The organism is Massilia sp. Root335 (genome assembly GCF_001425685.1).
Taxonomy (GTDB): domain Bacteria; phylum Pseudomonadota; class Gammaproteobacteria; order Burkholderiales; family Burkholderiaceae_D; genus Telluria; species Telluria luteola.
The window spans coordinates 25,905-51,720 of the sequence record NZ_LMCY01000003.1 but is presented as its reverse complement, the minus strand read 5'-3'; the positions used below and the strand labels follow the sequence as shown (position 1 = coordinate 51,720).

Here is a 25,816-nt window from a genome sequence, read left to right as displayed (position 1 = left end):
GCGTGCCCTCGGTGTTCCAGCGCCGCCGCCGTCCGGGCGCGGCGGCGCGGCGGGGCGTCGAGACGGCGTTCGCGTTTCCCGCTACAATTTCGTCCCTCGGACGCTCGCATGGTGCAGTGCCGATGTTTTGATCAAGGCATGCATATGCAAAGACTCCTGACCGTCATCCTGGCCTGCCTCGGCATGGTGGGCGCCCTCGCGATCGATACCTACCTGCCGTCGATCCCCGCCATCGGGCGGGCGTTCGACGTCGGGCCCGTCGCCGTGCAGCAGACGCTGTCGGTGTTCCTGTTCATGTTCGCGTTCATGATGCTGTTCTACGGGACGCTGTCCGATTCCTTCGGCCGCCGTCCCGTGATCATGGTCGCGCTGACGGTCTACACCCTCGCGTCGGCCGGCGCCGCGCTGGCGCCGACGTTCGGCGCTCTGCTGCTGTTCCGCGCGCTGCAGGGCATGTCGGCCGGCGCCGGCTCCGTCATCGGCCAGGCCATCGTGCAGGACCGGTTCTCCGGCGCGGACGCCCAGCGCATCATGTCGCACATCATGATGGTGTTCGGCCTCGCGCCTGCCATCGCGCCGGTGCTGGGCGGCTGGCTGCACGTGACGTTCGGATGGCGCGCGACGTTCGTGTTCCTCGCGCTGTTCGGCGCCGTCATGCTGCTGGCGACCTGGCGCCTGCTGCCGGAAAGCCTGCCGGTCGAAAAGCGCCACGCGTTCCACGGCGTGGCCATCGCCCGCAACTACCTCAAGGTGCTGGGACATCCGCAATTCCTGCTGCTGTCGCTGTCCGTGGGCCTCGCGTTCGGCGGCCTGTCGCTGTACATCGGCTCCGCCGCCAACTTCGTGATGGAGATCCTGCACCTGCCGGAAACGGCGTTCGCGTGGATGTTCATTCCCCTGATCAGCGGCATGGTGATCGGCTCGGCCTGGGGCGGCAAGCGTGCGACGCGCGTGGCGCCCGCGCGCATGCGCGCCATCGGCTTCGTGACGATGGCGGCGGCCTGCGTGCTGAACGTGGGCTACACGGCGCTGGCCGACGATGCGGTCGACGTGCCGTGGGCGGTGCTGCCGCTGATGGTCTACACGTTCGGCCTCGCGGTGGCCATGCCCGCGATCCAGGTGGCCGCGCTCGGCCTGTTCCCGGACAACCGCGGCCTCGCGTCGTCGATGCTGGCGTTCATCCAGATGATGTCGTTCGCACTCGTCTCCGGCCTCGTGGCGCCGCAACTGTTCGGCAGCGCGTTCAAGCTCGCGTGCGGCGTGGCGGTCGGCCTCGTCGCCAGCTTCGTCGCATGCCAGCTGGGCAATGCGATGGCGCGGGGCAGGGTGGCCGCGGCCTGACCGGCGCCGCGCACGGAACGGATCAGCGCGCGCGTGGTCTGACGATCATCGCGTGCCGGTTCGTCCGGCGACAGGAGGCGCAAATGCGTTCGTTCGCACCGTGGAAGGCGTTGGCGGCAGGGCTTGGTCTCGCGTTGGCGGGCTGCGCGACGCAGGCGCCCGGCGGCGCTTGCCGGCGCGCCAGCGAGCAGGATGTCGCGGCCCTGTTCGACCGCTGGAACGCCTCGCTGCAGACGGGCGATCCGCACCAGGTCGTCGCCAATTATGCCGAGCGGTCGATCTTGTTGCCCACCGTGTCGAACCGGCCGCGCCTGACGCCGGCGGACAAGGAAGCGTATTTCGAGCACTTCCTGCAAAGCCGGCCGTCCGGCAAGATCGACCTCCGCTTCGTGGACACGGCCTGCAACACGGCGGTGGACGCCGGCCTCTACACATTCACGTTCGGCGCGACGGGACAGGTCGTGCACGCCCGCTACACCTTCACGTATCGCTGGGAGCCCGCATCGGGCGGCGGCAAGTGGCTCATCACGAGCCACCATTCGTCGGCCATGCCGGAGGATGCGCCGCACTGAGCCGCACTGAGCCGCACTGAGCCGCACTGAGCCGCGCTAAGCCGGCCTCAACGGCGATGCTGCTTCATCGCCTTGTCGACCTCGCGCTTGGCGTCGCGGTCGCGCTCGGTATCGCGCTTGTCGTGCTGCTTCTTGCCCTTGGCGAGGCCGACTTCGCATTTCACGCGGCCGCCCTTGAAGTGCAGGTTGAGGGGGACGAGGGTGTAGCCGGAACGTTCGACCTTGCCGACCAGCTTGTCGATTTCCGCCTTGTGCAGCAGCAGCTTGCGGGTGCGCAGGGCTTCCGGATGGCTCCAGGCGGAGGCGGTCGTGAGCGCGCTGATGTGGGCGCCGAACAGGTACAGCTCGCCGTTGCGCACGACGACGTACGCTTCCTTGATCTGCACGCGGCCGTCGCGGATCGCCTTCACTTCCCACCCTTCCAGCACGAGGCCGGCCTCGTAGCGGTCCTCGATGAAGTAGTCGAAAAAGGCTTTTTTATTGTCAATAATACTCATGAAATCGCTAATTTCCGCGCGTCGGTTAAACTACCGTTGTCGCGCTCTTGAAAGGATTCCGCGAGCGCAAAATGCAACGTAACCAACATCATAACAAACGGTTGACCAATGGCAGTAGTGCACAAATCAGTTTTCCTCGGGTATAGCGCCGAACAGATGTTCGATCTGGTCGCAAAAGTCGAGGACTATCCGAAATTCCTCCCCTGGTGCAGCGGCGTGAAATTGCTCGAACGCGGCGACGACAAGCTGGTGGCCTGCCTGCAGATCAATTTCCATGGCGTTAAGCAGAGCTTCACGACGTCCAACCACAACCAGCGTCCGGGCCAGATGAAGATGCACCTCGTCGACGGTCCGTTCAAGATGCTGGAGGCCACGTGGAGTTTCAAGGCGCTGCGCGCCGACGCCTGCAAGATCGACTTCGACATGCAGTACGAGTTCTCGAGCATTATCCTCGAACAACTCGTCGGGCCCGTGTTCGGCATGATCGCCAACACGATGGTCGATTCGTTCTGCAAGCGCGCCGAGGTGATTTATGGCTGAGCCGGCGGAATTGCAGGTCGCCGTGATGTATGCGCTGCCGCAGCAGGAATTCATCCGTCCGCTGCGCGTGGCGCCCGGCACGACCGTCGGCCAGGCGATCGAGCGGAGCGGCGTGCTCGCCAGCTTCCCCGACATCAACCTGGTGACGCAGCCGGTCGGCATCTACGCCAAGAAAAAGTCGCTGGACACCGTGCTGCGCGACGGCGACCGCGTCGAGATCTATCGCCCGCTCGTGGCCGATCCGAAGGATTCGCGGCGCAAGCGCGCGGCCAAGAAGCAGTCCGGGCAGGCGGCGCCGGTCGCGTAGGGTGGGCACCCCGTGCCCACGCGTGACGTGTGCAGCGTGTTGGCGTTACTCGCGGGCATGGTGACGTATGCAGTGTGTTGGCGTTACCGGCGCGCACAGTGACATGTGCGGCGCGTTGGCATTACGCGCGGGTACGTTTCATTCGAGGCCACTGGCCTCGAATGCCCGCCCTACCGGCAATCGGCCAGCACGCGCCTGGCCTGCGCCAGCCGGCGCGCCTTTTCCTCTTCCGTCACGACGACGCGTTCGCCCTGGTCGTCCACGTCCGTCAGGCGCCTGCCCGAATTCAGATTCGCTTCCACGCGCCGCGCCGACGCGCATCGCCCGGCCAGGTCGGCCTTGCGCCGTGCATCCTCGGCCGCCTTGTGTTCGTCCGCGTCGCGCTGCGCCGCGCGCTTGCGGAAGTCGGCGTCGCGCTCGGCCAGCGAGGGCGGTGTGGGTTTCGCGGGCTCGGCCGGCGCTGCCGGCGCGGGCAGGGCATACGACGTGGCGGAGGCCGGCGGATGCGGCGCCTTGAGGATGCGCGACGGCGGCGTGCCGGGCGGCGGCGGGCGGTCGGAGAACACGCGCGTGCCGTGGTCGTCGATCCACGAGTACTGGGCATGCGCGGGCGCCTGCACGGCGAGCGCGGCCAGCAGCAGGAATAAAAAGCGTTTCGAATCCATCGGTCTGTTTCCTTACGTCATACACCTGATTTCGCCACGGCTGGCGGCCGCTGTCAATCGCCGGATTCCTCGCGGTTCCGGTCGTTTTTAGGCAAGGCGGCGACGTTTTCCTGGAGTTTCTGTATAATTCGCTTTTGCGCCTATAGGAAATCAACTATGCGTCTTCTCCAGAAAGCACTCACGTTCGATGACGTGCTGCTCGTCCCGGCCTACTCCAACGTCCTCCCGGCCAATACGTCCCTGCGCACCAAGCTGACCCGGAATATCTCGCTGAACATTCCGCTGCTGTCCGCCGCCATGGACACCGTGACCGAAGCCCGCCTCGCGATCGCGATGGCGCAGGAAGGCGGTATCGGCATCATCCACAAGAACCTTCGTCCGGCCGACCAGGCGCGTGAAGTGGCGCGCGTCAAGCGTTTCGAAGCCGGCGTGCTGCGCGACCCGATCACGATTCCGCCGACGATGAAGATCCGCGAAGTCCTGGCCCTGGCCCAGCAGCACGGCATCAGCGGGTTCCCGGTGGTGGAGGGCAAGCAGGTGGTCGGCATCATCACCAACCGTGACCTGCGCTTCGAAGAAGACCTGGACGCCGAGGCGCGCGCCAAGATGACCCCGCGCGACAAGCTCGTGTACGTCAAGGAAGACGCCGGCACGGAAGAAGCGAAGCGCCTGATGAACAAGTACCGCCTGGAGCGCGTGCTGGTCGTCGACGACGATTTCGAACTGCGCGGCCTCATCACCGTCAAGGACATCCTGAAGTCGCACGAGCACCCGAACGCGTCGAAGGACGCGCAGGGCAAGCTGATCGTCGGCGCAGCGGTCGGCGTGGGCGACAAGGACAAGGAACGCGTGGACCTGCTGGTGAAAGCCGGTGTCGACGTGCTGGTGGTCGATACGGCGCACGGCCACTCGCAAGGCATCCTCGACCGCGTTAAATGGATCAAGGACACGTATCCGCACGTCGACGTCATCGGCGGCAACATCGCGACGGCCGCCGCCGCACTCGCGCTGGTGGAAGCCGGCGCGGATGCCGTGAAAGTCGGCATCGGCCCGGGCTCGATCTGCACGACGCGTATCGTGGCCGGCGTGGGCGTGCCGCAGATCACTGCGATCTCGAACGTCGTGGAAGCACTGGCCGGCACGGGCGTGCCCTGCATCGCCGACGGCGGCATCCGCTACTCGGGCGACATCTCGAAGGCGCTGGCCGCGGGTGCGCACACGGTCATGATGGGCTCCATGTTCGCCGGCACCGAGGAAGCGCCGGGTGAAGTGATCCTGTACCAGGGCCGCAGCTACAAGGACTACCGCGGCATGGGTTCGCTGGGCGCGATGGCCGAAGGCTCGGCCGACCGCTACTTCCAGGAAGCGTCGAGCAAGGCCGACAAGTTCGTCCCGGAAGGCATCGAAGGCCGCGTCGCCTACAAGGGCAGCGTGCTGGCGATCATCTACCAACTGGTCGGCGGCGTGCGCCAGTCGATGGGCTACTGCGGTTGCGCGACGATCGAAGAACTGCGCGAGAAGGCGGAGTTCGTCGAGATCACGTCGGCCGGCATGCGCGAATCGCACGTGCACGACGTGCAGATCACCAAAGAAGCGCCGAACTACCGTACGGAATAATCGATCGGCCAAGGTGGGCACGTTTCATTTGAGGCCACTGGCCTCAAATGCCCACCCTACGAATACCATCTGACGTAGGGTGGGCACCCCGTGCCCACCATTCAACCATCACCATTACATGCATTCCAAGATCCTCATCCTCGACTTCGGTTCCCAGGTTACCCAACTGATCGCCCGCCGCGTGCGCGACGCCGGCGTGTTCTCCGAGGTCTATCCCTACGACATCGGCGACGACTTCGTGCGCAACTACGGCGCATCCGGAGTGATCCTGTCCGGCAGCCACAACTCGACGCTCGAAGGCGATTCGCCGCGCGCCCCGCAAGCCGTCTTTGAACTGGGCGTGCCCGTGCTGGGCATCTGCTACGGCATGCAGACGATGGCCGCGCAACTGGGCGGCAAGGTCGAGAACGGAAAGGTCCGCGAATTCGGCTACGCCGAGGTGCGCGCCCGCGGCCACACGCAACTGCTGAACGGCATCAACGACTTCGTGACCAGCGAAGGCCACGGCATGCTGAAGGTCTGGATGAGCCACGGCGACAAGGTCCTGGAAATGCCGGCAGGCTTCAAGCTGATGGGCAGCACCGATTCCTGCCCGGTCGCCGCGATGGCCGACGAGGAACGCCGTTTCTACGCGCTGCAATTCCACCCGGAAGTGACGCACACGACGCAGGGCGAAGCCATCATCGGCCGCTTCGTGCACGAGATCTGCGGCTGCAAGAGCGACTGGAACATGCCGGACTACATCGGCGAAGCCGTCGAAAAGATCCGCGCCCAGGTCGGCAGCGATGAAGTCATCCTCGGCCTGTCCGGCGGCGTCGACAGCAGTGTCGCAGCAGCCCTGATCCACCGCGCCATCGGCGACCAGCTGACCTGCGTCTTCGTCGACCACGGCCTGCTGCGCAAGGACGAGGGCAAGATGGTCATGGACATGTTCTCGAAAAACCTCGGCGTGAAGGTGCTGCGCATCGACGCGTCCGACCAGTTCATGGGCCACCTGGCTGGCGTCAACGATCCGGAGCAGAAGCGCAAGATCATCGGCCGCGAATTCGTGGAAGTGTTCCAGGAGCAGGCCAAGCAACTGACTGCGGCCCGCTGGCTGGCGCAGGGCACGATCTACCCGGACGTGATCGAATCGGCCGGCAAGGGCAAGAAAGGCCAGACGATCAAGAGCCACCACAACGTGGGCGGCCTGCCGGAAACGCTGAACCTGAAGTTGCTGGAACCGCTGCGCGAACTGTTCAAGGACGAAGTGCGCAAGCTGGGCGTCGCCCTGGGCCTGCCGCACGACATGGTGTATCGCCACCCGTTCCCGGGCCCGGGCCTGGGCGTGCGCATCCTCGGCGAAGTGAAGCGCGAGTTCGCCGACCTGCTGCGCGAAGCGGACGCGATCTTCATCGAAGAACTGCGCAACACCCCGTTCGAATCGCCACGCGTGCCGGGCATCGATGCGGGCAAGGCCCCGGTGAACTGGTACGAAGCCACGTCGCAGGCGTTTGCCGTGTTCCTGCCGGTGAAATCGGTGGGCGTGATGGGCGACGGCCGCACCTACGAATACGTCGTCGCGCTGCGCGCAGTGCAGACGCTGGACTTCATGACGGCGCAGTGGGCGCATTTGCCGCACGAGTTGCTCGGGAAGGTGTCGAATCGCATCATCAACGAGGTGCGGGGCATCAATCGCGTCGTGTACGATATTTCGGGGAAGCCGCCGGCGACGATTGAGTGGGAGTGAAGTTTCCTGGTGGAAACTTAACTTAGCAGTCCCTAAAAGCCCGCCCCCCATGGCGGGCTTTTTGCAGGATAACGCAGGTGAACACACGGTGTTGAGGTCACTCAAGCTTAGTGATAGGTGGGCCTAAAGTCCTGACTCAGTACGCGTTTGTCTATGGGGATCGCTGCGTATCTTATTGCGGTAGCGAAGCGGTCATGGGCGTCGGGTCGATCCTAACGGAATTGTGTGATATTGAGGGGCGGCTAATCCAGTTCGCAAACGAAGTGAGAAATCAAATCAATACACCGTAATTTATCCTCTCCATGTTATGGAAATTCGACTAATTCTTAAAGAAGACTTGGCGGCGGGTAAGGTAATCAGGTGAACTTTTAAGACCGGTTAATGTGAGCTTTATCTTCAGAAGACGCCCATGATGAGCTTGCATACGAGATCTCGGTGAACTGATGTCATGCAACGCAGACAAGCTTTTGTGACGATCGCCTTCTCCTCACCGGAAGTGTGGGAACTCCAGGTTAGCATTCTCGTGCCCTCAGAGGGAAGGAGTCATTTTCCACGAATTCGGCCTGTGCGGAAAATTTCCTGCAGAGCCATTGTCGCTGCTGGACACCGTGAGTGCCGATCAACACTGGAGAGCATGGACGTTGCCATAATATCTGGACGAGATCACACGAGCCGCACACTGACTCGCGCGAGATACTTGTCATTTGCGGCTCAGCGATGATTCGCGAAGGTGGGTCATCTGAAATTCTTCTAGTTATCAGGTGTTTTACTAAACCTCCACTTCGAAGTGACCGGTTGCCGCCAAAGAATAGAAACGCAAGCGGAGCCAACGTCGATACAGCAACTACTTCGCGTTGCGCCCATTGGTGGGAACTTTAAGTGTTGCTCTGCACACATTAATGTTTAATTGATGAGGATATTTTGAGTGTAAAAGTTACGAAGCAGGTACTCAAAGAATTTTTAACAAGTACAAGCAATGATGTCTTAGCTTTGACTGGCGCATGGGGTGTCGGAAAGACGTACATCTGGAACGAGGAATTGCGAGAATGCAAAAGTCATATTCAATTCAATAAATATTGTTATGTTTCGCTGTTTGGCATTACTTCGATGAAGGAGTTGAGGATGGCATTGTTTTTAAAAACTGTGTCCCTCAAGTCCTTGGAGCGCAAACTCACTTTGTCGGTCGTGAACAATGAATGGGCTGAGCTATCGAAGGATTTATTGAGGAAAGGCATGGACAGAGTTAGGCCCTTAATTAATGCCTTTCCTCATGGCGGAACGGTGTCGCTCGGCTTGGAGACGTTCGCTCCAAATTTTGTGCAAGAGACACTGATTTGCATTGACGATTTCGAACGCCAAACCTATCTTAAGCCCGAGGAAATCTTGGGACTGATTAACGAGCTCAAGGAAGAGCGCGGATGCAAAATAGCGCTCATCTTTAATTCAGAAAGGCTTTCTTGCGCCGATGTGTATCGCTCATATAGGGAAAAGGTGGTCGACTTCGAGGTGAGTTATGCCCCAACAGTACGGGAGGCTTTTGATCTGGTGTTCGCGCAAGGTGAGACTGCTCGCAAACTGATCTGGCCGCACGTGCAAAACCTCGAGATCACAAACGTCCGTATTCTTCAAAAAATCAAGAAGATCGTGCGCATACTCGTTGATGCGATCGATCAGATGCACGAAAACGTCGTGGCGGATACCGTCGCGTCAGCCGTCTTGTTTTCTTGGTGCTCGTATGCGTCGTCTCCTGCTACCCCAAACGTCACCGAAATAGACGCTTGGAACGATGTCCTGTTCAGTGTCAAGAAGCGAAACGACGAGGAAGATATCGCATTACCATGGGTTGGGCGGCTTAAAGCTTATGGATTCAATCATGTAAATGATCTTGATCTCGCGCTGGCGAAAGTTGTGGAGCAGGGCTATCTTGCGGGAACTGGTTTCGTCGAAGCGGCTCAGCAACTTCATGATGAAATTGTCAACAGAGACCGCAGCACCGCACTGCATGAAGTGTGGGACCGGTTCTATCGAAACTTCTCCGGAACCGCCGACGAGTTCATAGCGGACATTCGCCGAATTCTGACTAATGAGGTGGAATATATCGGGGTAAACGATCTTAATGGAGCTGTGTGGATGTTGCGCCAACTTGGTCGTGGCGACTTGGCCGACGAATCAATTGAAAAATACATCGAGGCACATCAGGCACAGCCTAAAATATTCGATCTAAGCGGCCATCCGTTCGGTGGCTCCATTGACGACGTAGTCCTTCGTACGAAATTTGACGAAGCTCATACTTCTCTTGTGCGCCTTCCGAGTCTCGACGAATCTTTGAAATTTATGGTTAAACACAGTGGATATAACCCTGAACATATCGAAGCCTTGTTGAAGGCTACGGTTGAGGAATATGAAGCCGTGTTCTTGGAAGAGCATAGCGACGTCAAACTTGCCAGTCTGATCAAATGGAGTCTCAAATGGGATGGTGACAAAGTCGAGATCAGCCGAAAAGCGAAAGAAGCTCTTCAACGGATCAAGGCGACAACTCCACTGAATGCCATCCGGGTTGGGCGTTACCTCAACTGAGCAAATTTGTGGACTTCCGCCAGTCCGCTTAACGGAATATGTCGAGGCCACCCAAGACTCCTGATTCCGAATTGCATGCGCTTGCACGACTCGCGTGCAACAGTCAGCGCGGGTGTAACGTGGTACGGATGTTCTTGCGCAGGACTTGGCGGCTCGGGGTGGGTGAGTACCGCACCTAAGTCAGCCAGGGAAGGTTCATGTTTGAGGCGACATTAAGCGGATTGATTATTGCTCGCCGGTGGTGAGCATGGTCGCGTGTGAACTGACAGGAGTTTGAAGGAAGTGTCCTAGCGCTCCCGGTCGCTAATGACGGCGTCTTGCGTGACCGTAAGGGCGATTTATTTGCGTCCGTTGATGTTGAAACGTGGGATAGATCGGTTTCTGAGCCGTCGGCTTTGTATGTCAGCTACTGGAGTTATTAACTGTCCGTGCTGAAGTTGAAGCCGACCGACATGACCGGCAACCCGCCGATGTCGGTCATCTCGTAATGCGGACATGTAGTGTCCCCGTTACCGGTTCGAGGATTTCCGAAGCATGAATCTCGAAACTGATTAAGACGTTGTCGCGTTCTTTCAGGGTCGAAAAATCGAGCCATATCGGTAATAGGTCAGAGGTTTGCCGATGCTTGATCTGATGCAAATAAAATGTCGCGTTCCCCTTAGTTGTCGTAAGGCGTGGACGGGTTTGGTCTGCATCTCGTAGCACGTCCGCCATTGTTCGAATTTGAGGTATTAATGGCACATTCAACCTGGAGCTTGTTGTGCCAAAGACTCCAGGTTGTTCGGGCTCAATCGGACGTTTTGGCGCCGTTGGCCAATCGTCCTCGGTTAGCAGCTTCGTGGGTTTCTCACATTTCAGATAGATGTCAACGTTATTGGCGGGCATTGACCCATCAAGGTTTGAGAGGATCAGATCCAATTTGCATATTGCAGCTCTGTGAAGTCCGTACACGTAGCACTGTTCGAGGTAACCTTCGTATTCCACAAAGTAATTTTGTAGACTAGAGTTATAAATTCGGTCCCGATTTAAAGCGAGACTTCTAACTGTTTGCCCAATCTGAAGCATTGTGGGCGATTTTGTTAGGGAGTTGAAATGGTTGTCAACTGGGGCAGTATCCATGAACGGATGCTTTGACCGGAGCTTGGTCATCGCTTCCTGTATAAACGCATCTTTGGGTAAAAGTGTCTGCTGTTGCACCACAAGAATCTGCTCACCGGATTTGAACTGGAGAGTTGGCTTCGGCATGCGGTGTGTCAGCTTTGCAAGCTGTGCGCGCAGCTCTTTGTTTTCTCTTTCTTCGTCGCTCACTTCTTCCGGAAGTTCGTACGTATCGGAAGGTTTTATGGCAGACAGGCCTCGAGAACGAAGTTTCAGCGTAAGCCCCAGATCAGCGGTCATGACGTAGAATCTCGAATTCGATTCTTGTTGGGAGAGTTCGATTACTGCAGCGACTAGGCGATCATCGAAATTGGTGGGGTCAAGACGATAGGCGTCGAAATCGATCATCGGTTCATCAGGGAGGAATCGTATTTGAGCTCCCGTACGGACGACGGGATCGTCATACTTCTTGGCCAGCCAAGTCGAGTATTCTCCTGCACGCTTTCTGATTTTCTTATTCGAATGCTCGACCTTATGCTTCTCAAGCTCCGCTAGAAAAACCGAGCATACGACAATTTCGCAGCGTTTCTCGTCGACTTCACGCTTCCAGTCGATCTGATCAAGCCGTTTGTAGTGTAAGGCGACGTTCGTATCGATAAAAATTACTGCAGTGTTCTCGTTTCCGCCCATTTGCTTGTGGCTCCGCTGCAGGTGTTTGATTTGACGAAGATTATGCTGCCACGGAAGGGTGCGTTTGGCAACATCGGTAACATACGACACGGAGAGTGCAGAGGTGCAGAGGTGCGGAGGTGCGGAGGTGCAGAGGAATATGCCCCGCACGCGAGCGCAGCACACTCCGGTGCCGCTTTTCTATTGATGTCCGTACGACATCCCGGCGCGTGACCCACTACTCTCTGGTTATCAGGCCCTTCGAACCAGATCCATCCGCTCAAAAAAATGGAAGTCCTCATGCAAGTGCTTGCGGTCCATTGATGAGATTCGGCCGGTTTCCCCCAGTCTAACGGATACTGACGATCCTGTTGGAAAGGCTACGCGAGCACGACCGGGTAGCCTAGAGTCGAGCCAGTATCGATGGGGCTAGGCTAACTGGCCCCTGGGAGCAGGAAACCGGCTCCAACCCGCCTGAATGGAGAGTCGAACCGCCCCAACCGTTGTGGCGCGGCGGGTTGTTTGAAGCTGCCTGGCAACGGATCGTTCGCGGTACCATGAACATAGAGCTTAACGGCGGGGATAGTGGTCGAGGTAGGGTGAAATCAAGATTATGCTCGTTGTTGCCGAGTCAAGAATCGATGACTTTGCGTGGTATCGAGGATGGGACCGTACCGAAAGTGCCGTAAAAATGCTAATTGATTCATAGGTTTAGCTCAGCTATTGATCATCGAGTGGGAGTAAGTATATTTTTTAACCCTTTGATTTTATTGGGTTAATCGAATGCCGTTGACGGACTTTACTGTATCGTCAATGGCATTTTTCATGGTACCTATCACCGTTGCGATTCTTTGTATGCGGGACGCCTGATCGACTTGCATTCAGCCCCCCATGTTTTCGGCTCGCCTGAGCAGAGATACCTGCTCAGGCCGGAATTGGTGTGTCACCCGGCGTTGGCCGATGATTCCAAGCCCCGAAGCGCCAGCAGCAGGCCCGTAGCGAGATCAGTTTCGAATTCATAGCGCAACGGTTGCAGTTCCGGTAGCTCCAGCACGCTGCTCAGGGCCACCGCCGGGCTCGCGAGCGGCCACAATCCGATCATCAGTGCCATTGCTAACCGCAGGAACGTCACATATGCGGTGAGCGGCAGCGCCGGCGCCAAGCGATGAAGTTGCTCGGCCACATCCGATATTAATTTCAACGAGCTGCGCTTGAATTCCGTTAGCCTCTCGGTCGAAACGTTGCGCTCGATGATCGAAGGCAAGATGCTGAACAGGTGGCACATCAGCGGGTAGGCCGCGCTTGCGCTGGCGAAGTCGCGAGCGATGACTTCCGGCGAGATTCGCGGGGCGGCAGCGAGTCGGGCGCCCAGATCGTCTCTCCAATGCGCCGACTCCTCCTCCAGTAAGGCCAGCAGAAGTGCCTCGCGGTTCTCAAAATATCGATACACGTTCGATTTGGTCATCTGCGCCTGCCGCGCCAATTCGTTCAAGCCCAGCTCTCTCACATCCATGCCTGCATGCAGGGCCGCCTTCGCAGTGTCCAGCAGGTGTCGGCGGCGCTCCTCTTTTTGTTCTGGCCGACGCGCGCGTTGAAATGGATCTGGTGTTGTCATAAAGATCAATCGGTAAAAAGTGATGTGTGGCTCGACTGTTTCGGGCGGGGTATCGCTTGACAAGAGACCAGCGGTCTTTTATATTGAAGACCACTGGTTCCTTATTATACCATTCAGCGGAGCGCAATATGTCTACCCCACTCATGGTTCGTTCAGAACTTCTTAGCCAGAATTTGACCGGCAAGACTTACGTCGTTACTGGCGCCAATTCTGGCATCGGCCTGGTCACCACCCAGCAACTTGCGAAACAGGGCGCCACGGTCATCATGGGTGTGCGGCGCGTCAACGAGGGGACCCGCGTAGCCGCCGAGATCCGCCACGAAACGGGGGCGGCCAAGCTGATCGTGTACCAGCTGGAGCTGGACGACTTGAAGTCGGTGCGCGCTTTCGCGGCCGAGGTGAACCGCAACCATCCTGAGCTGCAAGGTCTAGTCAACAATGCCGGCGTGATGAATACGCCGTTCGGCCGCACCAAGGATGGTTTCGAAACCCAATTTGGCGTCAACCACCTTGGGCACTTCCTGCTTACCAACCTGTTGATGGACGCGCTCAAGGCTGGGGCGCCGTCACGCGTGGTTAACCTGTCGAGCTTCTTCCACGAGTTCGCGATGGGCCGTAAAGGTGAGATCCACTTCGATGACCTGAACTATGAGCGCCGCCCGTTCGATACGTGGGAGGCGTACGCGCAGTCGAAGCTGGCCAACCTGCTACACGCGCGAGAGCTGGGCCGCCGCTTGGCCGGCACAGGTGTGATGACCGCCAGCGTCAACCCTGGTTTCGTGCGCACCAACCTGATGAAAATGCCGCTGCCGAAGTGGCTGCAGCGCCTGCTGCTGCTGCCGGTACAACGCCTGATAGGCATGATCGAACCATGGGAAGGCGCCCAGACTACGCTGCACGCATTGCTGGCGCCGGAGGTCGCGCAGCAATCGGGCGCCTACTTCAGCCAGATCGCCCGTTACCAGGACAAGACTTCCCGTGCCGGCGGATGGCCCCTGCGTTCGCCCAACCCAGTGGCGCTCGACGATGATGTCGCCGAGCGGCTGTGGAACGCCAGCGAAGCACTGGTGGAATCGAAGTGAAAACCGAGACGAATCCCGCAGCACAGCGGTACTACAACCAGGAGCAACCCATGAAGAAACGTAATCTGATGATCGCCTTGACGCTGGCCCTCACCATGACCGGTGGCGCCGCACTAGCGCAGAGTACCCCGGTCGGCGTATGGAAGATGTACGACGATGACACCAAGCGGCCGCTGTCGTTGGTGCGCATCAGCGAAACGGCCGGGGTTCAGACCGGCAAGCTTGAAAAACTGCTCGACCCAGCGCGTCAGAACGACAAGTGCACGCTATGCGGCGACGAACGAAAGAACCAGCCGATGCTGGGCATGACGATCATGCGCAATGTGAAGGCCTCAGGTGACGGCACTTGGGGAGGCGGCGACATCCTCGATCCGAACAACGGTAAGGTATACGGCGTGCGGCTCAAGCTGATCGAGGGCGGCAAGGCGCTCGAAGTGCGCGGGTATATCGGGCCGTTCTTCCGCAGCCAGCGTTGGACCAGGGTCGAATGAGCCATGGTCAATCGACGTAGCGCATTCATGTCGGCCGGTGTCACGCGAACGCTGGCGTACCGAGCGTTGCCAGCGATAGTTGCGGTTTATGCTAAAGCGCTACGTACCAATATGCTCCCCGCTGAAATCAAAAAGGCAGTGTGACACGGGCACCAAGCACTTCGACGTTGAAAAAGTGGCTGCGGCAATCGAGGCCGATGCAGGCGAAGCACTCCCTGATCTGCGGCAGGTACTGGTTGAAGCGAAGGCCGGACTTGGGCGTGTCACAACGCCGGAGCGGATCATCGTACGTCATGCACGGGAGAAGTCCGGATTCACGCAATCTGCGTTTGCCGAACGCATTGCAACTCCTGTCGCAGCCTTGCGCGCTCGATGAGATTTGCCAACACCCAAGTCGTTGTCGATTGCCGTCGAGAGGACGGGATAAGTTTTGCAAGGCGGTCAGCGGCTCCCGGAATGTGTGTATACTCGGAATTTTTCTGATGTGGTCCCATGCCTGCTGATCAACAAGACAGAACATCGCCCTTGGCCAGCCGCGCCCGGCGCGTGTCTTCCCGCGACGTGGCAGCGGCGCTGCTTTCCCTGGCTGCTGTGCTCGGCGCCAGTCCCGTGTTGGCGCAAGCAACCAAACCGTCACCGCCCGCGGCCACAGCCGCATCCGCACCCGCACCCGTCAAGCTCGACACCGTCAAGCTCGACACCGTCACCGCGCGCCGCGGCGACATCCAGCAAACGGTCGACGCGGCCGGCAAGGTTCAACTCCACAAATGGGCCGACGCGTACGCCCAGATTGGCGGACAGGTGAAAGAGGTGTTGGTCGCCATCGGTGACACGGTCCAGGCCGACCAGCCCCTGCTCGAAATCACGCCGGCCCAACAACCAGCCAAAGTCGAAAGCAATCGTGCCCAGATGGCCCGACTGCAGGCGGACCTGGCCGACCAGCGCGCGCAACTCGAATTCGCCCAGCTTCAGTTCAAGCGCCAGACCCAGTTGAAAGCGCAAAACGCGACCCGCGAGGAGGCCTTCGAATCGGCGCGGATGAACGCATCATCGGCAACCGCGCGCGTCGATGCGATCACGGCGCAGATCCACGAACTCGAAGCAACATTGAAAATCGACGAGGAAGCGCGTCAGAAAACGCTGGTAAGGTCGCCGATTTCCGGCACCGTGGTGTCGATGGCGGTTCGCGCGGGACAAATGCTCGCTGCCGCGCAACCCGCCGCACCGCTGCTCCGGATTGCCGACCTGTCGGACATGACGGTCGCCGCGCGCGTTGCGGAAAACGATGTGACGCGCTTGCGGCCCGGCATGGCAGCGAGTTTCACGACCCCTGGCTATCCAGGAAGACACTGGTCGGGAAAGCTGCGCCAAGTTATTCCCATCCCGGCCGACGGCACGGGCGAGCAGGGCAAGCAGGCCTTTTATACTGTCCTGTTCGAGGTCAGGAATCCGGATCATGAATTGATGAGCGGCATGAGTGCGCAGGTGCAGTTCGTCGTCGCGCAGGCGCGCGATACGTTGCTGCTGCCGGCGAACGGCCTCGGTGTGCAGGACGGGGACGGCCAGTACAAGGTCAATGTGCTCGACGCCGGCCAACACGTCGGCGCCCGCACGGTGAAGGTCGGATTGCGCAATGCGCAGCAGGTGCAGATCCTGTCCGGCTTGGCCGCAGGCGACAAGGTACTGGTCGGCCCCGTGCCCGACGTGTTTCCGGCGGCGGCTGCAGCGGATGCCGGCACGAAGTCCGCTACGGCATCGGGCTCCTGAGGCATGCCGATGACACACCGCGCCTTGACGCTGACGTTGTTGACTTGCTCCGTGCTGACGGGATGTGCCAGCCATGCACCAATCGCCGAGCCGCCGCCCAAGGTCGACCTGCCTGCCGGTTGGACCCTCGCCGGAGCGCCGGACCATCAGGAGTGGCCTGACAAGAATTGGTGGCAGCGGTTTGGTAGTCCTGAACTGACGCATCTTGTCGATGAAGGCCAGTCCAGCAATCTGGAACTCGCGGGCGCACTGGCACGCGTGAAGCAGGCCGAGGCCGAGGCGCGCATTGCCGGCGTGTCTTTGCTGCCGACTGCAAATTTTTACGGCGACGCCAGCCGCGCCATGCCGATCGGAAGCGGCAGCGCGAGTACTTCCGCCGGCGCTTCGCTGCAGGTGTCCTACGAAGTCGATTTCTGGGGCAAGAACAAGGCGAGCGTGGCATCCGCGGAAGCGTCGCTCGAGGCGAATCGTTTCGACCGTCAAACCGTGGCATTGACGGTCACCAGCGGCATCGTTTCGACCTATCTGCAGGTGTTGTCGCTGCATGACCGGCTTGCCGTCGCGCGCGAGCACGTTGCGAACGCCGAGCATGTCCTGAAGCTGGTCGAGGTACAACAAAGCGCGGGTGCCGCCTCGACGCTCGATCTCGCGCGCCAGCGGTCCGCCGTGGCGCAGCAAAAATCGGAAATACCGGACTTGATGCAGCAGGAGCGCGAAGCGCAGTCGGCGCTGGCAATCCTGCTCGGCAAAACGCCGCAGACATTCTCCGTCGGCCAGTATGGACTGGACACGATTACCTTGCCCGAGGTGTCCCCGGGCTTGCCGTCCGAGCTCCTGTCGCGCCGGCCCGATGTCCGCCGCGCCGAGGCCAACCTGGCTGCCGCCGATGCCAATGTCGCCGTCGCTCGGGCGAACCTGTTCCCCAGCATTAACCTCACCGGGGCGATGGGCGCGCAAAGCAGCGCCTTGCTGTCGCTGCTCAATGCCCCGAATCTGCTCGCCAATGTCAGTGCCTCGCTGATGGCGCCGATTTTCGATGGCGGCCGGCTGAAGCGGGAACGCGACCTCGCCATCGCCCGCAAACAGGAACTGGTCCAGGTGTATCGCGCGACCGTGATCGCCGCCCTGTCGGAAGTGGATACGGCGCTGGGCCAGATCCGCAGCCTGGATGAGCAGCGGCGCTTGAAGACAGCCGAACTGGAGCAGGCGCGCCGGGCGTACGACCTGGCGGAAATCCGATACAAGTCGGGCGCCGAAGATTTGATGACGGTTCTCGATACGCAGCGCGCATTATCGGACGTGCAGGACGATATGGGGAAATTGAAACTGAGGCGCCTGCAGGCGACGGTGTCTTTGTATAAGGCACTCGGCGGTGGTTGGAAGGACGATCAACGCCCAGGCAATTCGCCTGCCGCAAGAACTTGATCAAGGACGGCAGGGACGCCTGGCCAGGACCGACGCCCTCGTCGATCGCCAGCTCGGCGATCACGCTCCTGAGCCACTGGTTCCCCGGCTCGTTGTGTTACTTCGCATGCACCGGATGCGGCAGATAACGCAGTTTGAACGGCGCCATACCTTCGCGCGCGTAGCCCTCGGGCACGGTGGCGATCAGGTGGGGGTTCGACAGGATACCTCACAGCGCAACAAAGTGCGGAACACTAAGCCGGACATTGCGAAATACCTGTTATTGCCAGCTGCGGATCAATGCCCTTCCACAGCGACACGGTCAGGTCCCTCGGCGCGATCGGCTTGAGCCCAGTTGGGATTGATGGGTTGCTGACGTTGACCGGGCAGGGCGGGTCGCTTCGCGCACGCAAAGACTTCTGTTAGCCACAACAATAGTTGTTGGAATGTTGTGCATGGTGGTGACCCGAACGTGTTCGTGCCCCAGCCATTCCAAAGGCATATACCTATTTATAACAATTAATGTTGATATAAACAAGAAAACCCATCAGTATTGTCAAGTTACCAGGCGTTTTAGCAGCCGCACTTGCAGGCGCGCACCTTGAGGAACTGACCAATGATATCGATGATGAAACGATGCGCCGCGAATGCGCTGACTGCAACCCTGCTTCTACTGGCGGGAGCGTTCCCTGCCGCCGCCGCTCCGGACTCGCATTGGACCGACCGTGGCGCGTCATGGACCCATGAAGGCGACCGCCACGGCGTCGCCGCCGGCGCGGTCTCCAGGACGCTGCTCGACGGCGCCGTCTACCAGAGCCTGAGCATGGAGGCCGATGTGGAAGTCGGCGCCGGCGGCGATGCCGGCTTCGAGTTCCGCACCAGCGGCAAGGCGGACGGCGGCGACGCCAATCCGGCTGGCTACCACGGCTACTATGTCGGATTGAGCACGGCGCGCAACAGCGTGGTGCTGGCCCGCCTCGGCTCAGGGCAGTACAAGGACAAGACCGACCCGCAGGCAGAGGGCAAGAGCTGGACCGAGATGATCGCCTACCCGCTGGAACTGGAGGCCGGCAAGTCCTACCACCTCAAACTGGTCTCATCGGGCAAGAGCATCGATGTGTACGTCGACGGCAACCACATGCTCAGCGCCGGCGACGACATGTACATGAGCGGCGGCGCCGGCCTGCGGGCGGACGGCGCCGCGGCCAAGTTCAGCCATGTCGCGTTGCGCGACCTGGGCACGGTGCCCGTACCCGTCTACGACTTCTCGCACGTCAAGGGCGCGGTGTACGTGCCGACGAACGTGGTCAACTACCTGGAGTGGTGGCAGAACTATGACGCCGCCATCGTCGACCGCGAGCTGCGCTACGCTCAAGTCTACGGCATCAACACCCTGGCCGTGTACCTGCACTATCTGGAATGGGAGCGCGACCGCGTCGGTCTGCTCGCAAAATTCGAGAACTTCGTCGCCAGCGCGGCCGCGCACGGCATGCGCGTGGCGCCTATCTTCTTCGACGATTGCTGGGACCCGAATCCGCATCTGGGCGAGCAGGGCGCGCCGATACCCGGCCGGCACAACAGCCGCTGGGTGCAGTCGCCCGGCGCCTACGTCAAGAATAACTACTACAAAGTCTACAAGGACAAGGTGCGCGCCTACGTGCAGGACATCGTGCGGGCGCACCGCGACGACCCGCGCATCCTGACGTGGGAGCAGATGAACGAAGCGGGCTGCAATTCGGCCAACCGCGAGCGCGCGATGAACGTGGTGCTGATGAATGACGCGCGCATCGCCATCAAGGACACCGGCAGCACGATACCGGTCGGCTCCCCGTCGGTGCAGCAGTGGGAGCCCTGGTATTTTTCTGATTTCTTCTCCTTCCATTCCTACGACGCCGCCTATCCGGGACCTTTCGGCCCGACGGTATTCAATTCGGAGAGCATGAACCGCGGCACGCAGACGGTGCCAGGCATCGTCGCCCACTACGGCGCCACCAGGACCGGCTTCGTCATCTGGGAGTTCGGCATCGGCCGCAGCAACACACGCTTCGCCTGGAACAATCCGGACGGTGCGCCGGAGCCGGCCACGCCCTTCCATGGACTGGTCTATCCGGACGGCCACCCGTGGGCGATCGCCGACGTGGAAGCGCTCAATGGGCCGGTTGCCAGGATGCCGGTGTTTAAGGTCGAGTACTACAACGGCAACTTCGACACGCTGAAAAAAACCTCGGTCACGCCGCTCGTGGATTTCGACCTGAACACGGAGCGCGGCACGGCCTCGCCCGACGCATCGGCCGGTGTCAGCGAGACCAATTACGCGATCCGATGGCGCGGCACGCTGGCGCCGCCGGCAGGCGGGGTGTACACCGTCTACGTCGACAGTGACAACGTGGCCCGGGTCTGGATCAACGAGGTGCTGGTGCTGAACAAGACTGCCGCCGGCCGCGCGACGGTCGACGGGCGCATCGCACTGAAGGCGGGCCGCGGCTATCCGATCCGCGTCGAGTACGTTCACGCCAGCGGGCCGTCCAGCATGCATCTGAGCTGGGCCTCGGCCGGCATGCCGCGCCAGCCGGTGACGGTGGTGCCGGACTAGTTCCGGGCGCGCTCAAACCGCGCCACACGACAGCAGCTTGCGCACGAAAACGCTCGACACCTAAAGGGGCATTTTCTGTTCCGCGGCACGAATGAAGATGATGTTCCGACTGCGTGGATGACGAACCGTGGTTGGCCGGATCAGGTAAGGGATGACTGCGTGAAAATCAGAACGTATGACGTACCCCCGTCTCCAGCCCGGTCACCAATTCACCTGGACGTACACCTGTCAGGCCTATGAACTCAACGGTTTCACGTAAACAATGGAGACATGTATGACCCTCACTCGCCGCGCCTTCCTGGGCGCGACAGCCGGCACCGCCGTGGCGGCAATTTCCTCGCTAAGCACCGCGCGGACACTCGCCGGGATCACGCACGCGCCGTTCGGCACTTTGCCCGACGGCAGGCATGTCACCCAGTACACGCTCAAGAACAAGAACGGCGTGCTGGTCAAAATCCTGGATTTTGGCGGCATCATCACCGAGATCCACGTCCCCGATCGCGCCGGCCGCTTCACCGACGTGGCGCTCGGCTTCGATACGCTCGAACCCTACCTCGTGAAAGGCCCCTATTTCGGCGCCCTGATCGGACGTTACGGCAACCGCATCGCACATGGACGTTTCGCGCTGGACGGCAAGGACTACGTGCTGGCGACCAACGATGGCGATCACCACCTCCACGGCGGCAAGCAAGGTTTCGACAAGCGGTTATGGACGGCTGCCATCGAGGGCGACAGCCTGGCGCTGCGTTACCGCAGCCCGGACGGCGAGGAGGGCTATCCCGGCAACCTGGACACTACGGTGATCTACAGCCTGACGGACGCCAACGAAATCGTCGTGCGATTCCATGCCGTGACTGACAAGGCGACCCCGGTCAACCTGACACAGCACAGCTACTTCAACCTGCGCGGCGCGGGCAACGGGGATATTCTCGGCCACGACATGACGATAGCCGCCGACCGCTACCTGCCGGTCGACGCCGGCCTGATTCCGCTCGGCCCGCTCGCCCCCGTGGCGGGTACGCCGTTCGACTTCCGCCAGGCGCATCCGATCGGTAAGTTCATCGGCGAGGCGGATCAGCAACTGCGCAACGGCAAAGGGTACGATCACTGCTTCGTGCTGAACCGGGCAGGCGGCGACCGCAGCCTCGCGCGCGCGGTGCGTGTGCGCGAGCCACACTCCGGCCGGGTACTGGAGCTGTTCACCCAGGAGCCCGGCGTGCAGTTCTACAGCGGGAATTTCCTCGACGGTTCGCTCCACGGCAAGGGCCACACCTATGCGTACCGCAGCGGCTTCGCGATCGAACCCGAACACTTCCCGGACTCGCCCAACCGTCCGGACTATCCGACCACGATTCTGCGCCCGGGCCAGGTGTACGAGACGGAGATGCGCTTCCGCTTCTCGGTGGGCTGAACGTCGTGACGTAACCCAAGCCCCTGATTCCGGGGGCTTTTTCCTTTCCTGGGGCGGCATGGTCCGCCAATGGCTGGCACCATCCGGCACGGCCTTCTGATGGTATCGGCCATGGCGCGACTTCAGGGCGGTATCATCGTTCACATGCCGTACCATGTCCTGCGCCGCTTGGCGTACCGATCAGGGCTTGCTTGTTCCAGTCGTGGTGAACGTCGGCAGGGATTGGCTGTCCTGAGAACAGATTTGTATGACACCGGAAGATCGGCAGCCTGCCGGATTCCGGTTGATCCGCTGCAAAAATCCCTGGGATCGTCCATACCCCGCCTGTTATGATGCCGGGACCGTAGCCATCAACAGGTGTGCGCGGCGGCAGTTTAGTACCTGACCTATATGCAAGAGTTCCATATTCGCCGGTACGCGACTTGACCGCTAAGCTACCGACACGACGAGAAGCTCATGGAACAGCGAGGCATGCCAGTGCACGATCGGCGGCGTCGGCACGTCGGTTGCCGGCCGATTTTACGCGCTGGCGGGACTGGTCCGTCGAGCATAAGCCGGGGCCATGCCCGGCACGGAAAAATACGTCTGGCGCTCAACGATGCGACAGAACCCGTGCGTCGGTTCGCCGCTGTCGGACCCGCCAATTTTCATTGACATGCGTTCGCTATATTCAAAAGCATTGGTCTGGCTGATCCTGCTTCTCGGTATGAGCATACTGACCGGGTATTTTTGCGTCAGCCGCAGCTATCACCGCGTCCCGTTGTTTGGGCAGGAAGATTTTTCCTGGCAGTTGCGAACGCACAAAGGCAACGACGCGACAACCAGCCTGAATGCGAGAGTCGATGGCGCGCGTCTGATCATGGAATTCGTCCTGTCGGGCAGCAATTCCAGACCCTATGTATCGAGCGGCCTGCTCTTCAGAGACAGGAACGGCAAACCGGCATTGCTCGACTGGTCCAGATTCGGCAAGATCAGTTTCGAGGCACGCTGCTTCCCCGCCGGTACCATTCGGGTCAGCCTGACCACCTTCGATGACAAGCTGTCCAAACTGGATGAGCTGATGACCTACCGCTCGCCGTCGGCATACATTAACTGCGATCAGGACGGGGCTCATGCCGAACTCGATCTGGCGCATTTGACTGTTCCGCAATGGTGGGTCGACTTCAACAAGCTCAACCCATCCGACCTGAGCTACTCGCTGGCCAAGGTTGCGCAGATCGAAGTGGGCACCAGCACTGCCAGCCGCGTCGGCATCCCGTCGCGTATCGAAATCGCGGACATCGAAATGCACGAGCGGAAATATGGCTACCTGTATTTTCTCGCCGCGTTCCTGGCGGTAGCCTGGGCGGGTTTCGGGTTGTGGTTCGTCAGGCAGTACGCGGTGACCCTGGCCAATGACCTTCATGCGCGGATGCAGAAAGACTTGCCGCTGGTGGCGTACCAGCAGTTGGCGCTGGAGACGCATCGGGAAAAAGGAAAATCCGTCATTCTGCGATTGCTGGCGACACGTTATGCGGATCCGGAACTGGATCTGGAGACCGTGGTGACGGAAACCGGCGTCAACCGCAATAAGGTCAACGACATATTAAAGGCGGAAATGGGGTACACCTTTATCGGTTACTTGAACAAGCTCAGATTGACCGAAGCATCGCGCCTGTTGGTGGAAAACACCGGTGCCAGTATTGCGGAAATTGCCTATTCGGTCGGCTACAAAAATTCCTCGTATTTCATCAAGCTCTTCAAGGAAGCATACCAATGCACGCCCAAGGCATTCCGCGATGCATGCAAAAAGGACGCGCGCGAGCCGGCGCCGTAAAGGCCATTTTCCGCTGGCGGCGCCGAGCGCGGCCGCTTTCTCGAAGCACTGCGCGCGATCCACGGGCGTCTTCGCCTGCGGGGCGCGCGTTCACTCCAGCGTGAGGCGAAGGGCGGGCGGCGGTCAGCGGGAGACGCCGCTTTGACCGATCCGGTAGTAGTCAAAGTCGACGCGGCCGCCTGCGGTCTTCGTCGAATAATAGAAGAGCGCGTAGCGGTAACCCATGAAGTGCGGGAAAGTATAGACAAGGCGCGAGGGACGCCCGATCGGGGTCCAGGATTTGCCGTCGAGGCTGTAGGAGAAGCGGGCGACTTCAGGCGCCCCTGGTATGCCGTAGATCTTGGCGCCCCCCTCGCCGAGGCTGAAACGGGCTTCTTCAGGCGCAGACTGAAATACGCATTCGACCTTGAGGTGAACGGTTGTGCCGGAGAGGGGAAGGGCGGCGATCTCCTCGGGCTGGCCGGAGTCGGCGCTCACCATGACGAGAGATCTGGCGCCGGCGCTCATCTTTACGCCAACAAAACCATACATTTTCTGAAAAGCTGCCACGCCGGCCCAGTCGCCGTCTTTCATGCCGCTCACGTCGATGCTGGTCGTGGCGAAACTGTCAGGGCCAAAGGTGCGCTGGGTGAGGGTATTCCTGGCCTCGAGCAGGCTGGAATCGACCCGGCCGGTGACCAGGCTCAGGTAGCCAGGGCGTTTGGTGAGCGACCAGTGACGCGGGTCGGGATTGTGATTCCATTGCCAGGCGAGGGGCAGGGCGGGGGCACCGGGCGAGCGGTCGAATTCGTCGGACGCGACGATGCCGGACGCGCCCGAGGGGCCCTGTCCGCCGGCGGGGATGTCGAGCGACATGGGCACCTCGCCGTCTTTGCCGAGCACGGGCCAGCCGTCCTTCCAGGTCACGGGCACGAGGTAGGGGACACGGCCGACCGCGCCGTTGTCCTTGAAAAGATAGGCATACCATTTGCCTTCCGGGGTGTCGATGAGGCCGCCCTGGGCGATACCGCGATCATCGAGCGCGATGCGGCCCTCGTAGGGACCGTCGATGGTGTCGGCGCGGTGGACGATGACGGTGCGTGCCCAGCGGGTCTTGGGCGAGGCGATGTTGAAGAGGTAGTAGCGGCCGTTGATCTTGGAGAGCTGCGAGCCCTCGGCTTTGAGCCCGCCCTGGTCGGCGCCGAAGAGGGCGTTGACGTTTTCGATGATGACCTTGTTCACGCCGCCGGGCTTGAATCCGGAGAGATCGGGTTTCAACTCGATGAGCGAGATGCGACCGCCCCCGAAAACCATGTAGACACGACCGTCGTCGTCGAAAAACAGGCTGTGGTCACCCAGCGCAGGCTCGAAACTCGTCTCTTTCCACTGGCCGCGCCCGGGATCGCGCGTGGCGAAGATGTAGGTGCGTCCTCCGGCGGTGGCGGAGAAAGTCGAGGCATAGAACATGCCGTCGTGGTAACGCAGGCTGCTGGCCCAGGAGCCCTGACCGTAAGCGTTCTTGCCGTTTTCGAGGCGGAAGGCTTCGTTGTCGGCCAGGGTGTCATAGGCGTAGGAGGCCATGCTCCAGTTGACCAGGTCCGTCGACTTCATGATCGGCAGGCCCGGGCTCATGTGCATCGTCGTGCTGCTCATGTAGTAGGTTTTCCCTACCCGGATGATTGCGATGTCCGGGACGTCTGCCCAGATCAGGGGATTATGGGCACGATTCGCCCGTGCCGCCGGAACGGACCGAAACGCGCCGAAGGCGCGGTCCGCGGGCAGGTCATGATGGGAGAATTGCCAGTAATCGAACTTGAACAGTTCCTCGCCGGCCGCACCGCGGAACACGAAGAAGACATCCTGGACGCCGGAGGCGCCGGAGACCCGGACAGCCTGCGGCTTCCATTGGCCGCCGGTTCCCGAGACCGGCAGCGTGCCGATCAGCTGGCCGTCGAGCTTGCCCAAACGGATCTCGATCTTCGCCCCGGTGGCCTGCTTCGGCTTGGCCGTGCTGGAGAGGCTGGCCATGAAGGCGCCCGCGCCGGT

Annotated in this window: 20 protein-coding genes; 15 read left to right on the top strand and 5 right to left on the bottom strand. The window is 60.5% G+C overall.

What is annotated here, in order from left to right; genetic code table 11:
- The first annotated feature begins 144 nt into the window (after positions 1 to 144).
- Positions 145 to 1,341, top strand: a complete 1,197-nt coding sequence (locus ASC93_RS00735; RefSeq protein WP_056435499.1) for a multidrug effflux MFS transporter — start codon at positions 145 to 147, stop codon at positions 1,339 to 1,341.
- 83 nt (positions 1,342 to 1,424) lie between these two features.
- Entirely contained in the window at positions 1,425 to 1,913 is a 489-nt protein-coding gene (locus ASC93_RS00730) for a DUF4440 domain-containing protein (protein WP_056435496.1), read from the top strand.
- 47 nt (positions 1,914 to 1,960) lie between these two features.
- On the opposite strand, the gene smpB is transcribed toward ASC93_RS00730, so the two are convergent.
- A complete protein-coding gene (smpB, locus tag ASC93_RS00725) occupies positions 1,961 to 2,410 on the bottom strand; it encodes an SsrA-binding protein SmpB (RefSeq protein ID WP_056435493.1) in 450 nt (149 codons plus the stop codon).
- A gap of 108 nt (positions 2,411 to 2,518) precedes the next feature.
- Here smpB and ASC93_RS00720 point away from each other — a divergent pair, with 108 nt between their 5' ends.
- A complete protein-coding gene (locus tag ASC93_RS00720; RefSeq protein ID WP_056435490.1) occupies positions 2,519 to 2,950 on the top strand; it encodes a type II toxin-antitoxin system RatA family toxin in 432 nt (143 codons plus the stop codon).
- Positions 2,943 to 3,257: an RnfH family protein gene (locus ASC93_RS00715; RefSeq protein ID WP_056435485.1), complete on the top strand. Its 315-nt coding sequence runs from the start codon at positions 2,943 to 2,945 to the stop codon at positions 3,255 to 3,257. Before ASC93_RS00720 ends, ASC93_RS00715 begins: the two co-directional genes overlap by 8 nt.
- Positions 3,258 to 3,427: 170 nt before the next feature.
- On the opposite strand, the gene ASC93_RS00710 is transcribed toward ASC93_RS00715, so the two are convergent.
- The gene (locus ASC93_RS00710; protein WP_056435482.1) at positions 3,428 to 3,922 is read right to left on the bottom strand and encodes a DUF4124 domain-containing protein; all 495 of its coding nucleotides are present in this window, start codon (positions 3,920 to 3,922) and stop codon (positions 3,428 to 3,430) included.
- Between the two features lie 156 nt (positions 3,923 to 4,078).
- On the opposite strand from ASC93_RS00710, the gene guaB reads away from it, so the two are divergent.
- The 3 genes from guaB to ASC93_RS00695 all read left to right on the top strand — a co-directional run bounded on the left by guaB (position 4,079) and on the right by ASC93_RS00695 (position 9,845).
- On the top strand, positions 4,079 to 5,539 hold the full coding sequence (gene guaB, locus ASC93_RS00705; RefSeq protein ID WP_056435479.1) for an IMP dehydrogenase: 1,461 nt from the start codon (positions 4,079 to 4,081) through the stop codon (positions 5,537 to 5,539).
- 118 nt (positions 5,540 to 5,657) lie between these two features.
- Positions 5,658 to 7,268: a glutamine-hydrolyzing GMP synthase gene (gene guaA / locus ASC93_RS00700; protein ID WP_056435476.1), complete on the top strand. Its 1,611-nt coding sequence runs from the start codon at positions 5,658 to 5,660 to the stop codon at positions 7,266 to 7,268.
- A 1,122-nt stretch (positions 7,269 to 8,390) separates the two neighbouring features.
- Entirely contained in the window at positions 8,391 to 9,845 is a 1,455-nt protein-coding gene (locus ASC93_RS00695; RefSeq protein WP_157201692.1) for a hypothetical protein, read from the top strand.
- Between the two features lie 477 nt (positions 9,846 to 10,322).
- On the opposite strand, the gene ASC93_RS29350 is transcribed toward ASC93_RS00695, so the two are convergent.
- Positions 10,323 to 11,633 carry a PIN domain-containing protein gene (locus ASC93_RS29350; RefSeq protein WP_082547677.1) on the bottom strand — a complete coding sequence of 437 codons (1,311 nt, stop codon included), beginning with the start codon at positions 11,631 to 11,633 and terminating at the stop codon, positions 10,323 to 10,325.
- 922 nt (positions 11,634 to 12,555) lie between these two features.
- Positions 12,556 to 13,227: a TetR/AcrR family transcriptional regulator gene (locus ASC93_RS00685; RefSeq protein ID WP_056436799.1), complete on the bottom strand. Its 672-nt coding sequence runs from the start codon at positions 13,225 to 13,227 to the stop codon at positions 12,556 to 12,558.
- A gap of 128 nt (positions 13,228 to 13,355) precedes the next feature.
- On the opposite strand from ASC93_RS00685, the gene ASC93_RS00680 reads away from it, so the two are divergent.
- The 8 genes from ASC93_RS00680 to ASC93_RS00650 all read left to right on the top strand — a co-directional run bounded on the left by ASC93_RS00680 (position 13,356) and on the right by ASC93_RS00650 (position 23,791).
- Entirely contained in the window at positions 13,356 to 14,309 is a 954-nt protein-coding gene (locus ASC93_RS00680; protein WP_082547676.1) for an SDR family oxidoreductase, read from the top strand.
- A gap of 50 nt (positions 14,310 to 14,359) precedes the next feature.
- Positions 14,360 to 14,800 carry a DUF2147 domain-containing protein gene (locus ASC93_RS00675; RefSeq protein WP_056436796.1) on the top strand — a complete coding sequence of 147 codons (441 nt, stop codon included), beginning with the start codon at positions 14,360 to 14,362 and terminating at the stop codon, positions 14,798 to 14,800.
- Positions 14,801 to 14,888: 88 nt separating this feature from the next.
- The gene (locus tag ASC93_RS29345; RefSeq protein ID WP_229412519.1) at positions 14,889 to 15,176 is read left to right on the top strand and encodes a hypothetical protein; all 288 of its coding nucleotides are present in this window, start codon (positions 14,889 to 14,891) and stop codon (positions 15,174 to 15,176) included.
- 149 nt (positions 15,177 to 15,325) lie between these two features.
- A complete protein-coding gene (locus ASC93_RS00670; protein WP_229412514.1) occupies positions 15,326 to 16,567 on the top strand; it encodes an efflux RND transporter periplasmic adaptor subunit in 1,242 nt (413 codons plus the stop codon).
- Between the two features lie 9 nt (positions 16,568 to 16,576).
- The gene (locus tag ASC93_RS00665; protein WP_056436790.1) at positions 16,577 to 17,992 is read left to right on the top strand and encodes an efflux transporter outer membrane subunit; all 1,416 of its coding nucleotides are present in this window, start codon (positions 16,577 to 16,579) and stop codon (positions 17,990 to 17,992) included.
- Positions 17,993 to 18,596: 604 nt separating this feature from the next.
- On the top strand, positions 18,597 to 20,564 hold the full coding sequence (locus tag ASC93_RS00660; RefSeq protein WP_056435466.1) for a PA14 domain-containing protein: 1,968 nt from the start codon (positions 18,597 to 18,599) through the stop codon (positions 20,562 to 20,564).
- Positions 20,565 to 20,838: 274 nt separating this feature from the next.
- Complete coding sequence (locus ASC93_RS00655) at positions 20,839 to 21,975, top strand: aldose epimerase family protein (RefSeq protein ID WP_082547674.1); 1,137 nt, start codon at positions 20,839 to 20,841, stop codon at positions 21,973 to 21,975.
- Positions 21,976 to 22,537: 562 nt separating this feature from the next.
- On the top strand, positions 22,538 to 23,791 hold the full coding sequence (locus tag ASC93_RS00650) for an AraC family transcriptional regulator (protein WP_082547673.1): 1,254 nt from the start codon (positions 22,538 to 22,540) through the stop codon (positions 23,789 to 23,791).
- A 123-nt stretch (positions 23,792 to 23,914) separates the two neighbouring features.
- Here the strand turns inward: ASC93_RS00650 and ASC93_RS00645 are convergent.
- Positions 23,915 to 25,816: family 43 glycosylhydrolase (locus ASC93_RS00645; RefSeq protein WP_229412512.1), on the bottom strand; the 1,902-nt coding region annotated here is incomplete at its 5' end.

What these genes read in the sequence shown, in the direction of transcription:
- ASC93_RS00660 (WP_056435466.1), top strand. Translation starts at nt 18,597, where the DNA reads ATGATGAAACGATGCGCCGCGAATGCGCTGACTGCAACCCTGCTTCTA.
- ASC93_RS29345 (WP_229412519.1), top strand. Translation starts at nt 14,889, where the DNA reads ATGCTAAAGCGCTACGTACCAATATGCTCCCCGCTGAAATCAAAAAGG.
- ASC93_RS00675 (WP_056436796.1), top strand. Translation starts at nt 14,360, where the DNA reads ATGAAGAAACGTAATCTGATGATCGCCTTGACGCTGGCCCTCACCATG.
- guaA (WP_056435476.1), top strand. Translation starts at nt 5,658, where the DNA reads ATGCATTCCAAGATCCTCATCCTCGACTTCGGTTCCCAGGTTACCCAA.
- ASC93_RS00655 (WP_082547674.1), top strand. Translation starts at nt 20,839, where the DNA reads ATGACCCTCACTCGCCGCGCCTTCCTGGGCGCGACAGCCGGCACCGCC.
- ASC93_RS00720 (WP_056435490.1), top strand. Translation starts at nt 2,519, where the DNA reads ATGGCAGTAGTGCACAAATCAGTTTTCCTCGGGTATAGCGCCGAACAG.
- ASC93_RS00735 (WP_056435499.1), top strand. Translation starts at nt 145, where the DNA reads ATGCAAAGACTCCTGACCGTCATCCTGGCCTGCCTCGGCATGGTGGGC.
- ASC93_RS00710 (WP_056435482.1), bottom strand. Translation starts at nt 3,922, where the DNA reads ATGGATTCGAAACGCTTTTTATTCCTGCTGCTGGCCGCGCTCGCCGTG.
- ASC93_RS00650 (WP_082547673.1), top strand. Translation starts at nt 22,538, where the DNA reads ATGCCCGGCACGGAAAAATACGTCTGGCGCTCAACGATGCGACAGAAC.
- ASC93_RS00685 (WP_056436799.1), bottom strand. Translation starts at nt 13,227, where the DNA reads ATGACAACACCAGATCCATTTCAACGCGCGCGTCGGCCAGAACAAAAA.
- ASC93_RS00715 (WP_056435485.1), top strand. Translation starts at nt 2,943, where the DNA reads ATGGCTGAGCCGGCGGAATTGCAGGTCGCCGTGATGTATGCGCTGCCG.
- ASC93_RS00680 (WP_082547676.1), top strand. Translation starts at nt 13,356, where the DNA reads ATGTCTACCCCACTCATGGTTCGTTCAGAACTTCTTAGCCAGAATTTG.
- guaB (WP_056435479.1), top strand. Translation starts at nt 4,079, where the DNA reads ATGCGTCTTCTCCAGAAAGCACTCACGTTCGATGACGTGCTGCTCGTC.
- ASC93_RS29350 (WP_082547677.1), bottom strand. Translation starts at nt 11,633, where the DNA reads ATGGGCGGAAACGAGAACACTGCAGTAATTTTTATCGATACGAACGTC.
- ASC93_RS00695 (WP_157201692.1), top strand. Translation starts at nt 8,391, where the DNA reads ATGGCATTGTTTTTAAAAACTGTGTCCCTCAAGTCCTTGGAGCGCAAA.
- ASC93_RS00665 (WP_056436790.1), top strand. Translation starts at nt 16,577, where the DNA reads ATGACACACCGCGCCTTGACGCTGACGTTGTTGACTTGCTCCGTGCTG.
- smpB (WP_056435493.1), bottom strand. Translation starts at nt 2,410, where the DNA reads ATGAGTATTATTGACAATAAAAAAGCCTTTTTCGACTACTTCATCGAG.
- ASC93_RS00730 (WP_056435496.1), top strand. Translation starts at nt 1,425, where the DNA reads ATGCGTTCGTTCGCACCGTGGAAGGCGTTGGCGGCAGGGCTTGGTCTC.